Here is a 14,019-nt window from a genome sequence, read left to right as displayed (position 1 = left end):
GGCTTAATCGTCGCGAAACCGCGCAATGCCACCATACGAGGGTGGGTCCGAGGGCTGCTCGCGCGCCGACGTGAAGGGGGACCGGGTGAACGAGGCCCTGAAGGAAGTGCTCGACCTGCTCGACCTGGAGCAGATCGAGGAGGACATGTTCCGCGGCCGCAGCCCGGAGGAGCGGATCCAGCGCGTCTTCGGCGGGCAGGTCGCCGCCCAGGCCCTCGTCGCCGCCGGGCGCACCGTGCCGGCCGGCAAGAACGTCCACTCGCTGCACGCCTACTTCATCCGCCCCGGCGACCCGGCCAGGCCGATCGTGTACGACGTCGAACGGGTCCGCGACGGCCGGTCGTTCACCACCCGGCGGGTGGTCGCGATCCAGCACGGCAAGGCGATCTTCACGATGTCGGCCTCGTTCCACGTCGAGGAGCCCGGCGTCGAGCACCAGGCGTCGGCGATGCCGGTCGTGCCCGCCCCCGAGACGCTGCCGACCGTCCAGGAGCAGCTGCTGACGCTGCTCGACGAGGACGACGAGCGGCGCGAGTGGGTGACCCGGCCGCGCCCGGTCGAGGCCCGCTACGCCTCCCCGCTGACCTGGGAGGCCCACCTCGACCCTTCCTTGCGCAGCGCCGAGACCAACGTGTGGTTCCGCTACGACGCCGACCTGCCCGACGACCCGCTGCTCCACGTCGTGCTGGCCGCCTACGCCTCCGACTACACCCTGGTCGACACGGTCCTGCTCGCGCACGGGCTCGCCTGGGGCACCACCGACGTGATGGCCGCCTCGCTGGATCACGCGATGTGGTTCCACCGGCCGTTCCGGGCCGACGAGTGGCTGCTCTACGCGCAGGAGTCGCCGTGGTCCGGAGGGGCCAGAGGGCTGGCTCGCGGGGAGATGTTCAACGCCTCGGGCGAACTCGTGGTGTCCGTGGTTCAGGAGGCCATGATCCGCACGAGATTGTCACAAAATCGCAGGTAGAAAATACGTTGCCCTACCCCGGGATCCCGGTTTAGGGTCGTGGTCAAGCGAGTCGGGCAATCTGTGTCCGACGATCCCAGAGCGGAGGTGAGTCACGGTGATCAGCATCAACACGCAGGCCACGCAGTGGCTGCTTTCCGCGTGCCGTGACTCGGTGAGGCTCGTCGACGGGCCCGCCAAACTGCGGCGAGACGAGTCTGCCCGTCGCCGGGAGTCCCTGATGTACGCGAGCGCCCACTTCGGCGCCGCTGCTTCGACCGCTCCTGCCTTCGCGGCAGCCGCTCTGGGCGTCCCTGCCTTCGTCGCGGGCGCCGAAGTGCCGACCCAGCCGATCGCCCAGCGTGGGGTGGGTCCGCAACCCTGGAGGGATGCGCCGGTCATAACCTGACCGGCACGCAAGCAGCCCCCAGGCCGCGGATCCGCAGACAGGATCCGCGGCCTCTTTGTTTGTCCGTGATCCGATCACCCACGAGGTGCGTGTCCGACCGAGAACAAAGGTTCGATCAAAGGAGAAAACAGATGGGGGCGAAGACGATCATGGACCTGGTCGACGAAGCCGAGATCCCCTGTCGTACCGACCCTGACCTGTGGTTCGCCGAGTCGCCGGAGGACGTCGAGTTCGCCAAGGCGCTCTGCACCGGGTGCCCGATCCAGAAGACCTGCCTCGAGCGCGCGCTGGAGCGCGCCGAGCCGTGGGGCGTCTGGGGCGGCGAGCTGATCCTTCGCGGCACGATCGTGCCGCGCAAGCGTCCGCGCGGCCGCCCGCGCAAGCACCCTGTCGCGGCCTGAACCGCTGATCCACTCCGCAACGACTCCGCACGAGCAGAAAGAGGAAATCCGATGAGCCTGATCCCGACGAGCGGCGACTTCGCGGCCCCGTATCTCTACCATGAACTGGTCAACGACCGAATACGGAGCCTCCACCAAGAGGCGGAGCAGCACCGCGTGGCCGCCCGCATCACGCGCGTCCGCCGGGCCCAGCGCGGTGTCCGGCGCGCCAACGAGCGCCTGGCCCGGGCCCTGAGCCTGGTGCAGTGACGCGGGAGATCCCGCCGCCGGCGCGGGGTCTCCCCACCTCTGAAGAAAACCCGCCTGGAACGTCCAGGCGGGTCTTCTCATGTCAGCGTACGAACCGAGGCCCGAGCCGTCCTCGCCCTCCACCGCCATGATCATCCGGATGCCCCGAGGAACCGGCCCGCGCTGTGGGCCGGGGCCAGGTCGAGCCGGCGCAGCAACTGGGCGTTGAGCGCCACCACGACGGTCGAAGCCGACATGAGCAGCGCCCCGACGCTCATGGGCATCACGAACCCGACCGGCGCCAGCACCCCCGCCGCCAGCGGCACCGCCAGCAGGTTGTAACCGGCGGCCCACCACAGGTTCTGCTTCATCTTCCGGTAGCTCGCCCGCGACAGCTCGATGACGGACAGCACCGAACGCGGATCCGAGGAGACGAGGATCACCCCCGCCGAACCGATCGCCACATCGGTCCCGGCCCCGATCGCGATGCCGACGTCGGCCTGGGCCAGCGCGGGCGCGTCGTTCACGCCGTCGCCCACCATCGCCACCTTCCGGCCCTCCGCCTGCAGCTCCGCGACCTTGGCCGCCTTGTCCTCCGGCCGCACCCCGGCGAACACCCGGTCGATGCCGAGCTCCCGGGCGACCGTGTCCGCCACCGCCCGCGCGTCCCCGGTGATCATCACGACCTGGACCCCGGCGGCGTGCAGGGCGTCGACCGCCTCCCGGGACTCCGGCCGGATCTCGTCGGCGAGCCGGAGCGCGCCGACCACCCGGCCGTCGGCGAGCACGTGCAGGATGATCGCGCCCTCCGCCCGCCACGCGCCGGCCACGGGCAGCTCGTCCAGGCCGTGCTCCTCCAGCAGGTACGGCCCGCCCACCTCGATCCGGGACCCGTCCACCTCGGCCTTGACACCGACCGCCGGAGAGGAGGAGAAACCGGTGGCCCGGGGCACGTCCAGCCCGCGTTCCCGCGCGGCGCCGACGATCGCCCTGGCCAGCGGATGCTCGCTGTCCTGCTCCGCCGCCGCGGCCACGGCCAGCACCTCGTCCGCGTCGCGGCCGTCGATCGGCTCGACCCCGGTCACGGTGGGCTCGCCCTTGGTGAGCGTGCCGGTCTTGTCGAACAGGACGGTGTCGACCGTACGCATCGACTCCAGCGCCAGCCGGTCCTTGACCAGCACGCCGCCGCGCGCGGCCCGTTCGGTGGCGATGGACACCACCAGCGGGATCGCCAGGCCCAGCGCATGGGGGCAGGCGATGACGAGCACCGACATGGTCCGCACCACCGAGAAGTCCGGCAGCCCGATGAACGCCCAGACGACGGCGGTGATCGCGGCGGCCCCCAGCGCGAACCAGAACAGCCACCCCGCGGCGGTGTCGGCGACCCGCTGGGCACGCGACGAGGAGGCCTGGGCGTCGGCGACCAGCTTCTGGATCCCGGCCAGCGCCGTGTCCTCACCGGTGGCGGTGACCTCGACACGGAGGCCCGAGTCGGTGGCCACGGTACCCGCGACCACCTGCTGCCCGGCCTCACGGCGCACCGGCCGGGACTCTCCCGTGATCATCGACTCGTCCATGCTCGCGGAACCCTCGATGATCTTCCCGTCGGCGGGCACCGACGCGCCCGGACGCACGACCACCACATCGCCGACCACCAGATCGGCCGGCGCGACCTTGACCACCTCGTCCCCGTCGACCTTCTCGGCCTCGTCGGGCAGCAGCGCGGCCAGCGAATCCAGCGCCGAGGTGGTCTGGGCCAGGGAACGCATCTCGATCCAGTGGCCCAGCAGCATGATGACCACCAGCAGGGCCAGCTCCCACCAGAAGTTCAGCTCATGGGAGAGCAACCCCAGGCTCGCACCCCAGGACGCGACGAACGCCACCGTGATGGCCAGCCCGATGAGCAGCATCATGCCGGGCTTGCGAGCGCGGATCTCCGAAACCGCCCCGCTCAGGAACGGCCGCCCACCCCAGAGATAGATGACGGTGCCCAGCACCGGCGACACCCACCGCACCCACGCGCCCTCGGGAAGCCCATAACCGACGAGCCCGGCGAACATCTCATTGAGCCCCACCACCGGGACCGCGAGCACCAGCATGACCCAGAAGAGCCGCCGAAACTGCCCCACATGCCCGCCATGCCCAGCGTGCCCGTCATGCCCCGTGTGATCAGCATGGCCCGCGTGATCCGCATGACCTGTGTGGTTCGCATGCCCTGCGTGATCCGTGCGACCCTCACGATCACCAAGACCCGCCTGGCCGACACGATCTACGCCTGGTTCAGGAGTATGCCGGTGGTTGCGGTGCACGCTCCTCACCTCCATGTCAGGCCCTGCCCAGCCTGACATGGATCATCACGCCTGTAGAGGCGTCAAGCGGTGGCCAGCTCCACGGCACCCGTGTCGTCGGGGTCGTCGGCGAAGCCCGGCACCCAGCGGATCACCTCGTCGCGGAACCGCGCCGTGGTGCCGAGCTGGCACAGGACCCCGATCCCGGCCATGTGGACCCGGTGGATGAGCACGTACGAAGGAGGCAGGTTGAGCTGGCGGACCACGTTGCCTGGCCGCAGGTCCGTCGCCGACGCGGCCTGGGTCCGCAGCCACTCGCGGCTGAACGTGAACTCCTCCACCGCCGTCGGCTCCACGTACGGAGCGAGGAAGGCACGCAGCGCGTCGGGGTCGATCTCGATGCCGGGCCGGATGAAGCCTTCCTTGCGCAGCCCGTCGATCACGGTCTCCATGTCACCCTGGTTGAAGATGCGGGTGAGCTGACCGAACGCCAGCGGGTAGCCGCCCCGGTTGACGGCGCCGAAGTCGAGGACGCCCAGCTTGCCGTCGGGCAGCATGCGGAAGTTGCCCGGGTGCGGGTCGGCGTGGAGCATGTTCACCCTGGCGGGGGAGGAGAACAGGAACCGCACGAACAGCAGCCCGGCCCGGTCGCGCTCCTCCTTCGTGCCCTCGGTGATGACGCGCGACAGCGGGACGCCGTCCATCCACTCGGTGACCAGCACCGTCTCGTTGGCGGCGATGACGTGCGGCACGTGGAAGTCGGGGTCGCCCTCGAACTCGACCGCGAACGCGTGCTGGGCCTCGGCCTCGCGGAGGTAGTCGAGCTCCTCGGCGATCCGCTCGCGCAGCTCGGCGAGCAGGGACTTGACGTCGAGACCCGGCATGAGCACCCCGAACAGGCTCCCGAGCCTGGCGAGCTGGGTGAAGTCGCCGAGCAGGGCCTTGCCGGCGCCCGGGTACTGGATCTTGACCGCGACCTGCCTGCCGTCGTGCCAGACGGCCCGGTGGACCTGGCCGATCGAGGCGGCGGCGGTCGGCTCGTCCTCGAAGGACTGGAAGTAGTCGCGCCAGTCGTCGCCGAGCTGCTCGGTGAGCACCTTGTGGACGGTGGCGACCGGCAGCGGGGGAGCCGCGTCCTGCAGCTTGGTGAGCGTCGCGCGGTACGGGGCGACGATCTCGGACGGGAGGGCCGCCTCGAAGATGGAGAGCGCCTGGCCGAACTTCATCGCGCCGCCCTTGAGCTCGCCCAGCACCTTGAAGATCTGCTCGGCGGTGCGCTGCTGGATCTCCTCCGCGACGATGTCGGCGGACTTGCCGCCGATCCGCTTGCCCAGCCCAAGTGCGGTGCGTCCGGCGAAGCTGAGGGGCAGGGTGGCCAGCTTGGCGGAGCGCGTGACGGCGCGGCGAGGAAGATCGCTCATCCTGAAGTGCGGGATCTCGGACGAGATGCCGCTTCCCCCCTTCGTCGGTCGTTACCTGTGCATGTCAATCGCAGGTAGCTGACATGACCATTGTTAGCGGATATGGATAGTTTCGTATACAACGGCAGTCTTGGTGGATTGACCACGATCGGTGCTTCCAGTGTCGATCAGGTGATATGTCGGTTGTGCCGTTCATCACAACCGAGCCGTGACCATCGAGGTAATCCAGGGCATGACCGGCCACCGCGGCGGCGACCGAGGCCGCCAAGGAGACGTCACATGCGATCTCTCCCGGGGGATAGCCACCAAGCTCGGCGGTGACCACCGGCCAAGCCGGATCATGATCTCGTCTGGTCAGATCCAGGCAGTGCAAACAGGCGGTCTGTCCAGGTACAACGAGCGGGCCCGCGATTCCATGCCCCTCGAACCCGGATCCGAGCAGATGCGGGATGCGCAACTCCATCAACTCGTTGACCAGCACCATGTCCAGCGGCCGCACCGGCGTCAGAATCACCAGATCCGGCCGCTCAGTCCCATCCCCCAAATACGGCCCACCCGCCCGCACCTCGCACACCCCTTCACCCGGCCGCCCCGCCCACTCTGTCCGGCTCCGCCGTTCGGCGCCGTTCCCACGACCGCGTGTCTGAGTCGGCTGTGCGACGCCGCTCCCTGCGCGCCCCGGCCGCTTGGGAACGCCTCCGCCGCTGCCTGTCCGGGCTGGCCGTTCGGTGCCGTTACCGACGTCGCGGGTCGGTCGTGCGGCGCCGTTGCCTGGTCTGGTCGGTCGCTCCGCGTCGGCGCGGTGGGCACGAGTCACTGGGCTGGCGTAGCCCTCGCCCGGGGGTGCCAGTCTCGCCGCGACCGCGACCGCGCCCTGTTCCCGCGTCATCCCCATCTCGGCCCAGGTCAGCCCGCCCGGTGTGAGGTCACGACGGCGGACTGGATCCGGGTCGATCACCCGTACCGCGCCCACACCCGCCGCCGCGAGCAGCGCGACCACCTGCGCCCCCACCCGCCCCGCGCCGTAGACCCGCACCCGCGCCGACGCCCGGCGCCGCAGCGACTCTCTCCCGCCGCCGGGCGCTGAGGAGGACAGGTCCATCGCGTCCAGGTCGGGACGCATCCGGTCGAGCACAGGCAGGGGCAGCGGGATCGCGGGCCCGCCCGCGTCGTCGAGGACACCGGACCGCGCCAGCCGATCGAGCAGAGCACGGGCGGACTCTTCAGGCAGCCCCGCGGAGCGCGCCGCCCGCAACGCCCCGGCGAGGTCGCGGCTGCCGTCGAGGCCGGAGAGCCACCGCCGGGCGGCCGGGCTCAGGCCGGTCAGGACGACGGCGCGCAGGGGGTGGGCGCCGAGCTGGAGCGTTTGCTCGTCACGGTTCGTACGGGCGAGCGCGGGGTGCAGACGTGGCCTCATGCCGCGAAGAGTTGCACGCAGATTCAAGATCCCGAGCAGAAAACACCGCCGCTGTGGATAACTCGGAGCACCCCACAACCCCTGTGGACGAAGCCCCAACAGTAAAATTTAGGTAAACTCCATCCTGGTAACGATCACAAGAAACCGCTTGACCAGAACTCTCCCCGCTCTTGAACCGGCGCTCAGAACGGGCCTCCCGCCCTCCCGATCGGGAAAACCCGCGTGCCCACATTCACCCAGGCTTAATCATCTGACCAGCACAAACATGTCTCGCCCTCTGGGGAATTCCGTCCGTCTCGGCTAACGTGCAATATGTGCCCCCCGAGACAGTCGAGGTCCGTCGCAGTTCTCGTCGCCGGCGTACGGTTTCCGCTTACCGAGACGGCGACAAGACGATCGTGCTCCTGCCCGCCTGGCTCAGCGGCGAGGACGAGGACGAATGGGTGAGCCGGATGCTCGACCGCCTCGCGGCCAAGGAACGCCGGCGCCGCCCGACGGACGAGGCGCTGCTCGCCCGCGCCAAGGAGCTGTCCGTGAAGTACCTCGACGGCAAAGCCCGCCCCGTGAGCGTGCGATGGGTGGACAACCAGCAGCACCGATGGGGCTCCTGCACGCCTGAGACCGGCACGATCCGCATCTCGACCCGCCTCAAGGGCCTGCCCGAGTGGGTCATCAACTACGTCATCGTGCACGAGCTGGTCCACCTGCTCGTGCCCAGCCACGGCCCCCGCTTCTGGGCCCTGGTGGAGCACTATCCGAAGGCCGAGCGCGCCCGCGGCTACCTCGAAGGCTTCTCCGCCGCAGCTCAGAGCGCCCCGGAGGAGTGTTGACGCGCACCGTCGCGGTTCTCGTACGCGAGCGCATGGCGCGATCCGCGCCCCCGGGCATCGATCCGCGACGCTGGCTGGAGGCGATCGCGGAGGACACCTACGAGATGGTCGCCGGCCTGGAGCTGGTCACCCCCGTGCTCGCGACGAGCGTCCCCGGCCTGGACGACCTGGTCTGGCCCGGCACCGAGATCCTGGAGATCGGCGAGGACGACCCGGTCAAGGACGTGCTCGGGATGCTGAAGGGCGAGCAGGCCGCGATCGTCGCCGCCGACGCGCCCGACCTGCCTCCGCTGCTGGTCGGCAAGCTCTTCCGCGAGCTCGGGCGGGCGCGCATCACCGTCAGCCCGGCCGAGGGGGGCGGAGCCGTCGCGCTGGCCTGCCACCTGCCGCTGCCCGGCTGGGCGGACCCTGACCTGGACGACCCCGACCCGGTGGCGGCGCTGCGCGCGCAGGCGCCCGGCCGCCGCATGGTGGCGACCACGCCCGGCTGGCACCGCCTGCGCGACCCCGGCGACGCCGACCGGCTCGACCCGGGTCTCGAAGGCTGGGAGAGTACCCGCGCGCTGCTCACGGCACGCTGAGCTCCGCGAACACCGCCCGGTGGTCGGTGCCGGGCACGTCGTGCACGCTGACCGCCTGCACGCCCACCCGCTCGTCCACCAGCACGTGGTCGATCGTGATGAGCGGCGGCACCCGCCGGTTGGCCGGCCAGGTCGGGATCAGCCCCGCGCCCACCTGGGCGGCGGCGTCCTTATAGCCGCGCGCCAGCAGCCGGCGCATCGGCGTGTGGTCGAGAGAGGCGTTGAAGTCGCCCGCCAGGATGCGCACGGCCTCGTCGGACGGGCCGGGCAGCGCCTCCAGCGCCGTCCGCCAGGCGTCCGCGTACCGCCCGATCGGCGGCACCGGGTGCACGTCGTAGAGCTCCACCGGCGCCCCGCCGGGCAGCGACACCCGGGCCACCGGCATGTTGTGGCCCTCCAGCGGCGGCAGCGCGTCCTGCATCGGCTTCAGCGGCAGGCTGGAGAAGATGCCGCTGCCGCTGGCACTCCACTCCGGCTGCAGCACGCGGTGCGGCATCAGCTCGCGCAGCCCGGCCGCGTCCAGCTCGTCCACCGCCCCGGGCGTCAGCTCCTGCGTGTTGAGCACGTCCGGCCGCAGCTCACGCACCAGGCCCATGACCGTCGGCGTGTCCGCCTTGCCGAACAGCAGGTTGACGGTCAGCACCCGCAGCGGCCTGCCCGCCGTGGCGTCGGCCACGCCGAGCGTCCTGGGCAGCACGCTGAACCCGAGCAGGGTGCTGGTCAGCAGCGCGACCGCGGTGGCGGCCCGCCTGCGCCCGAGCGCGGCGATCATCAGGGGGATCAGCGAGCCCGCCGCCGCGTACGGGGTCGCGGTCATGATCTGGGTGGGGATCGCCCCCCGCTCCAGCCCTGCCAGCCTTGTCACCGCCCACGCCGCGAACGGCGTCACGGCCAGCCACGTCAGCACGGCGGCGGTGCGGCCGGGGTGTTTGCGGCGCGCGGGCGTGACGATCGTCCCCCCGACAGGACTCTCCACCGACCCGGCCACCGGCGGACCCTCAGCGGCCCGCCACGGCCAGCGCGTCACGCCCCCGGGCGGCCAGGCGGCGGGTGGCCTCGTCGGACAGCTCCGGGATCTCCTCCACCGGGAACCAGCGCAGGTCCAGCGACTCGTCGCTGATCACCGCCTCGGCACCCTCCGGGGCGACGGCCGCGTACTCGACGTCGAGATGCCAGCTGTGCGGCGGATGGCACCACACCCGGTGCCGGTCGAGCGCGAGCGGGCCGGGCAGCAGTTCGAGGCCCGCGATGCCGGACTCCTCCACGGCCTCGCGGAGCGCCACCCCGGCCAGCGTCGTGTCGGAGGGCTCGCAGTGGCCGCCCATCGGCAGCCACATCCCGGCCTTGGGATGCAGGGTGAGCAGCACGCGGGCGCCGTCGTGCGACAGCACCGCCGTGGTCGCCGTCAGATGGCCGGGCACGCACTCGCGCAGCATCGCGTCGTCGTGCGCCGCCAGATGGTCCAGGAACCGCGTGCGCAGCAGCTCCTCCTCGGCCGTCGGCGCGGTCCACGCGGTGAGCACGGCCACGGCGTCGTCGTGGAGGCTCAACTCTCGTCGCCCTCGTCGCCGGGCTTCTCCTCGAGCTGTGAGATGTCCCACGCGCTGTCGCCCCGGACGAACGCCTCGGGGTCGTCCAGGTCCTCGGCCGTCGGGATCAGGTCGGGGTGCGCCCAGAGCGCGTCGCGCCCGTCGACGCCGCGCGCCTCCTTGACCGTCTCCCACAGCTTGGCCGCCTCGCGCAGCCTGCGCGGGCGCAGCTCCAGGCCGACGAGCGTGCCGAAGGTCACCTCGGCCGGACCGCCCGTCGCGCGGCGACGTCGTACGGTCTCCGCCAGCGCCACTGCGGAGGGCAGCTTGCCCGCGGCGGCGTCGTCGACCACGGTGGCGACCCAGCCCTCGACCAGGGCCAGCATCGTCTCCAGCCGGGCCAGGGCGGCCTTCTGCCGCTCGGTCTCCTCCGGCTTGAGCAGCGCGCCGCCGCTCAGCGCCTCCTGGAGCGCCTGCGGGTTGTTGATGTCGAGCCCGCGGATCTGCTCCTCCAGCGCCGAGGTGTCGACCGTGATGCCCTTGGCGTACTCCTCGACGGCCCCGAGCAGGTGGCCGCGGAGCCACGGCACGTGCTGGAACAGCCGGTGGTGCGCCGCCTCGCGCAGCGCCAGATAGAGCCTGATCTCGTCGGCCGGGTGCTCCAGGCCGGAGCTGAAGGACGCGACGCCGCCGGGCAGCAGCGCGGCCGTGTCGGACAGCGGCAGGCCGATGTCGGTCGTGCCGATCACCTCGCGGGCCAGCGAGCCGATGGCCTGCCCGATCTGCTGGCCGACCATCATGCCGCCCATCTGCTTGAGCATGCCCATCAGCGGCCCGGCCATCTGCTGGGCCTCCGGGGGCAGCCCGGAGCCGCCGATGGCGCCGCCCATGGTCTCGACCATGCGCTCGGCGATCGGCTCGGCCAGCTTGCGCCAGACCGGGATGGTGTTCTCGATCCACTCCGACCGGCTCCACGCCTGCGGGGTGGACACGCCGCTGGGCAGCGCGGTCGCCTCGTTGAGCCAGAGGTCGGCGAGGTTCAGCGCCTCGACGATCTGGCGGCGCTCGCCTTCCATCACGCTCGGATCGCCCTGCGCGACGACGGCGTGGCGGGCGATGTTCTTGGCCATGTCCCAGTTGACAGGGCCGGAACCCTGCGGCGCCGACAGCATGTCGGCGAACTGGCGTATCGCCTGAGCCATCTGCTCAGGGTCGCCGAACATGGCGAACGGGTTTTCGTTGGGGTCGTTTTCGCGACCTGGCAGGTCAGTCACCGCTCTACCTCGTGCAGGATGGAGGAGTCCACATCCGCCACGTTAGTCGTCCTGTGGCGGATCAGTGCAAAGTGAGGACCTGGTGCCTACCTCGAAACGCTCGCGCCGACCCGTCGTAGCCGTCACCGGTGCCGCATCCGGCCTGGGCCGCGAGCTGCTCGCCAGGCTCGTCACCTCCGCGGATTTCCGCAGGGTGGTGGCCATCGACGAGGAGCGCGGCGACGTCCAGGAAGCCACCTGGCGGGTGATCGACGTTCGGGATCCGCTCTTGGCGAACCGGATGTCCGACATCGACGTCGTCGTCCATCTCGCCGGTGACTACGCTCTCGACTCCGACCCCCGCGAACGCCGCGCCTACAACCTGAGAGCCGCCCAGACCGTGCTCACCGCCAGCGCGGCCGCGCGCGTCCGGCGCGTGGTGCTCGTCACGAGCGCGATGGTGTACGGAGCGGCGCCCGACAACGACGTGCCCCTCGCCGAGGACGCGCCGGTGGCGGCCGAGCCCGACACCGGCGTGGTCGGCGACTATCTGGAGATCGAGGCGCTGGTCCGCCGGTCGCTGCGGAGCCATCCTGGCCTGGAGGTGACGGTGCTGCGCCCGGCCGCGATCGTCGGCCCCGGCGTCGACACCGTGATCACCCGGCACTTCGAGTCGCCGCGGCTGCTGACGGTCAAGGGATGCACGCAGCGCTGGCAGTTCTGCCACCTCGACGACCTGCTCTCCGCCCTGGAGCTGGCCGCCAAGGGCGCCGTCACCGGCGTGGCGGCCGTGGGCTGCGACGGCTGGCTGGAGCAGGACCAGATCGAGGAGCTGTCCGGCATCAGGCCGTTCGAGCTGCCCGCGGGGCTGACCTTCGGCACCGCCCAGCGCCTCCACCGGCTGGGCATCACCCCGGCCCCCGCCACCGACCTCCACTACGTCGTCTACCCGTGGGTGGTGGACTGCGCCGGGCTGCGCGAGGCCGGGTGGAAGCCGTCGTGGACGAACGAGGCGGCCTTCGCCCAGCTCCTGGAGCTGCGCGAGAACCGCACGACCGTGGTCGGCAGGCGGCTGCCCGTCAAGGAGGCCACGCTCACCGCCGCCGGCGCCACCGTGGCCGTCATCGGCACCGCCGCCATAGTCCACCAGGTGCGCAAGAAGCGCCGTACGTGAGAAATCTGTAGGCTCTTTACGTGGACGTCATCCGGTTGCTCGCTCTTCGTGACACCCCGCTGTCGGTCGACGAGGTCATGGCCGCGGTGGGCGATCATGCCGCCGGCGGCACCACCGTGTTCGTGGGCACCGTGCGTGACCACGACCAGGGCAAGGCGGTGACGAAGCTGTCCTACTCCGCCCACCCCACCGCCGAGCGCGAGCTGCGTGCCGTGGCCGAGAAGGTGGCCTCCGACTTCCCCGTGACCGCGCTCGCCGCCGTCCACCGGGTCGGCGACCTGGCGCTCGGCGACACCGCGGTGATCGTGGCCGCCGCCTGCCCGCACCGCGAGGAGGCGTTCCAGGCCGCGCGCCGGCTGATCGACGACCTCAAGGCCCAGGTGCCGATCTGGAAACATCAGGAGTTCGCCGACGGGTCGACCGAGTGGGTAGGCGCCTGCGAATAAGCTCGGACCCATGTCACGACGTGCGTTGACCCTTCTGGTTTCGGGCTTCCTCGTGCTGGCGCTCGGCATCGTCGGCGCTCTGGTGGACGTCCCGTACGTCGTGCTCAGTCCCGGGCCCACCGAGAACACGCTCGGTGACATCGACAAAGAACCGGTGATCAAGATAACCGGGCGCGAGACGTACCCGACCACCGGCTCGCTGCGGCTCGTCACGGTCGCCTACCAGGGCGGGCCCACCTCCCAGATCGACCTGCTCACCGCGCTGCGCGGGTGGATCGACCCCACGATCGCCGTCGTGCCGCAGGAGACCATCTTCGCTCCCGACCGCAGCCAGAAGGAGGTCGAGGAGGAGAACACGATCGAGATGACCAACTCGCAGGACGACGCCACGGCCGCCGCGCTGAACGAGCTGAAGATCCCGTACGAGAGTGTCGTAACGGTCGCCTCCGTGGTGAAGGGCAAGCCCGCCGACGGCAAGATCAAGCAGGGCGACCGGATTGTCTCCGTCGACGGCAAGCCGGTCACCAAGACCACGGAGGTCGGCGACATCGTGCGGGCGCGCGAGCCGGGCGACGAGGTGACGTTCGGCATCAAGAGGGGCGAGGAAGAGCTCGACGTCACCATGAAGACGGCCGACTCCGGCGGCCAGCCGATCGTCGGGGTCAACATGCGGCCCGGATACGAGTTCCCCTTCGACGTGGAGATCAACGTGGGCGACGTCGGCGGGCCGAGCGCGGGGCTCATGTTCTCGCTCGGCATCGTGGACAAGCTCACCCCGGGGTCGCTGACCGGGGGCAAGCAGATCGCCGGCACCGGCACCATCACGCCGGAGGGCAAGGTGGGCCCGATCGGCGGCATTCCCCAGAAGATGGTGGGCGCGCGGAACGCGGGCGCGACGATTTTCCTGACCCCGGCGGCGAACTGCGCCGAGGCGCTGAGGTCGGTGCCCGACGGGCTCCGGCTGGTCAAGGCCGAAACTCTGAACGGGGTGATGCGGGCTATCGAAGCGTTGGTTTCGGGTAAAGGGGAGGTACCGTCTTGCTCTGGATGAAACTTCGCGTCATCCCCGCGCGTTGGCCGGAGTGGTGACACT

15 protein-coding genes are annotated in these 14,019 nt (G+C 70.8%); 9 read left to right on the top strand and 6 right to left on the bottom strand.

The window, feature by feature from the left end; all coding sequences use genetic code 11:
• Positions 1-85: 85 nt before the first annotated feature.
• From tesB to AB0J42_RS21705, 4 genes are all read left to right on the top strand, one after another.
• On the top strand, positions 86-970 hold the full coding sequence (gene tesB, locus AB0J42_RS21720) for an acyl-CoA thioesterase II (protein WP_364297063.1): 885 nt from the start codon (positions 86-88) through the stop codon (positions 968-970).
• Between the two features lie 97 nt (positions 971-1,067).
• On the top strand, positions 1,068-1,358 hold the full coding sequence (locus tag AB0J42_RS21715; protein ID WP_364297061.1) for a hypothetical protein: 291 nt from the start codon (positions 1,068-1,070) through the stop codon (positions 1,356-1,358).
• Positions 1,359-1,489: 131 nt separating this feature from the next.
• Entirely contained in the window at positions 1,490-1,759 is a 270-nt protein-coding gene (locus tag AB0J42_RS21710; protein ID WP_364297059.1) for a WhiB family transcriptional regulator, read from the top strand.
• A gap of 51 nt (positions 1,760-1,810) precedes the next feature.
• Positions 1,811-2,008 (top strand): hypothetical protein, encoded by a 198-nt coding sequence (locus AB0J42_RS21705; protein WP_364297057.1) that lies wholly within the window; start codon positions 1,811-1,813, stop codon positions 2,006-2,008.
• A gap of 131 nt (positions 2,009-2,139) precedes the next feature.
• Here AB0J42_RS21705 and AB0J42_RS21700 read toward each other — a convergent pair whose 3' ends face one another.
• The 3 genes from AB0J42_RS21700 to AB0J42_RS21690 all read right to left on the bottom strand — a co-directional run bounded on the left by AB0J42_RS21700 (position 2,140) and on the right by AB0J42_RS21690 (position 7,113).
• A complete protein-coding gene (locus AB0J42_RS21700) occupies positions 2,140-4,116 on the bottom strand; it encodes a heavy metal translocating P-type ATPase (protein ID WP_364297055.1) in 1,977 nt (658 codons plus the stop codon).
• A 242-nt stretch (positions 4,117-4,358) separates the two neighbouring features.
• Positions 4,359-5,696: an AarF/ABC1/UbiB kinase family protein gene (locus AB0J42_RS21695; RefSeq protein ID WP_364297053.1), complete on the bottom strand. Its 1,338-nt coding sequence runs from the start codon at positions 5,694-5,696 to the stop codon at positions 4,359-4,361.
• Between the two features lie 64 nt (positions 5,697-5,760).
• On the bottom strand, positions 5,761-7,113 hold the full coding sequence (locus AB0J42_RS21690; RefSeq protein WP_364297051.1) for a ThiF family adenylyltransferase: 1,353 nt from the start codon (positions 7,111-7,113) through the stop codon (positions 5,761-5,763).
• Positions 7,114-7,427: 314 nt separating this feature from the next.
• On the opposite strand from AB0J42_RS21690, the gene AB0J42_RS21685 reads away from it, so the two are divergent.
• Both AB0J42_RS21685 and AB0J42_RS21680 read left to right on the top strand, forming a co-directional pair.
• A complete protein-coding gene (locus tag AB0J42_RS21685; protein ID WP_364297049.1) occupies positions 7,428-7,943 on the top strand; it encodes a M48 family metallopeptidase in 516 nt (171 codons plus the stop codon).
• Positions 7,940-8,524, top strand: coding sequence for a hypothetical protein (locus AB0J42_RS21680; protein WP_364297047.1), 585 nt, complete (start codon positions 7,940-7,942; stop codon positions 8,522-8,524). The genes AB0J42_RS21685 and AB0J42_RS21680 overlap by 4 nt, the downstream gene beginning before the upstream one ends.
• Here the strand turns inward: AB0J42_RS21680 and AB0J42_RS21675 are convergent.
• From AB0J42_RS21675 to AB0J42_RS21665, 3 genes are read right to left on the bottom strand one after another with little or no spacing between them, the layout of a single operon-like run.
• Positions 8,511-9,512, bottom strand: a complete 1,002-nt coding sequence (locus AB0J42_RS21675; RefSeq protein WP_364297045.1) for an endonuclease/exonuclease/phosphatase family protein — start codon at positions 9,510-9,512, stop codon at positions 8,511-8,513. The two genes, AB0J42_RS21680 and AB0J42_RS21675, sit on opposite strands and share 14 nt — an antisense overlap.
• A 10-nt stretch (positions 9,513-9,522) precedes the next feature.
• Entirely contained in the window at positions 9,523-10,074 is a 552-nt protein-coding gene (locus AB0J42_RS21670) for an NUDIX domain-containing protein (RefSeq protein WP_364297043.1), read from the bottom strand.
• A complete protein-coding gene (locus AB0J42_RS21665; protein WP_364297252.1) occupies positions 10,071-11,276 on the bottom strand; it encodes a zinc-dependent metalloprotease in 1,206 nt (401 codons plus the stop codon). Before AB0J42_RS21665 ends, AB0J42_RS21670 begins: the two co-directional genes overlap by 4 nt.
• A 130-nt stretch (positions 11,277-11,406) precedes the next feature.
• Between AB0J42_RS21665 and AB0J42_RS21660 the strand changes: the two genes are divergently transcribed.
• From AB0J42_RS21660 to AB0J42_RS21650, 3 genes are read left to right on the top strand one after another with little or no spacing between them, the layout of a single operon-like run.
• Complete coding sequence (locus AB0J42_RS21660; protein ID WP_364297250.1) at positions 11,407-12,480, top strand: NAD-dependent epimerase/dehydratase family protein; 1,074 nt, start codon at positions 11,407-11,409, stop codon at positions 12,478-12,480.
• A gap of 20 nt (positions 12,481-12,500) precedes the next feature.
• On the top strand, positions 12,501-12,926 hold the full coding sequence (locus AB0J42_RS21655; RefSeq protein WP_364297041.1) for a molybdenum cofactor biosynthesis protein MoaE: 426 nt from the start codon (positions 12,501-12,503) through the stop codon (positions 12,924-12,926).
• 10 nt (positions 12,927-12,936) lie between these two features.
• Positions 12,937-13,977 carry a PDZ domain-containing protein gene (locus AB0J42_RS21650; protein WP_364297039.1) on the top strand — a complete coding sequence of 347 codons (1,041 nt, stop codon included), beginning with the start codon at positions 12,937-12,939 and terminating at the stop codon, positions 13,975-13,977.
• Positions 13,978-14,019: the final 42 nt, after the last annotated feature.

It is taken from the genome of Nonomuraea sp. NPDC049649 (assembly GCF_040675175.1).
Lineage (GTDB): Bacteria > Actinomycetota > Actinomycetes > Streptosporangiales > Streptosporangiaceae > Nonomuraea.
This window is presented reverse-complemented; position numbering and strand designations above follow the sequence as displayed.

Coding starts and splice junctions, on each gene's coding strand:
- AB0J42_RS21690 (WP_364297051.1), bottom strand. CDS start 7,113: ATGAGGCCACGTCTGCACCCCGCGCTCGCCCGTACGAACCGTGACGAG.
- AB0J42_RS21650 (WP_364297039.1), top strand. CDS start 12,937: ATGTCACGACGTGCGTTGACCCTTCTGGTTTCGGGCTTCCTCGTGCTG.
- AB0J42_RS21710 (WP_364297059.1), top strand. CDS start 1,490: ATGGGGGCGAAGACGATCATGGACCTGGTCGACGAAGCCGAGATCCCC.
- AB0J42_RS21665 (WP_364297252.1), bottom strand. CDS start 11,276: ATGTTCGGCGACCCTGAGCAGATGGCTCAGGCGATACGCCAGTTCGCC.
- AB0J42_RS21695 (WP_364297053.1), bottom strand. CDS start 5,696: ATGAGCGATCTTCCTCGCCGCGCCGTCACGCGCTCCGCCAAGCTGGCC.
- AB0J42_RS21705 (WP_364297057.1), top strand. CDS start 1,811: ATGAGCCTGATCCCGACGAGCGGCGACTTCGCGGCCCCGTATCTCTAC.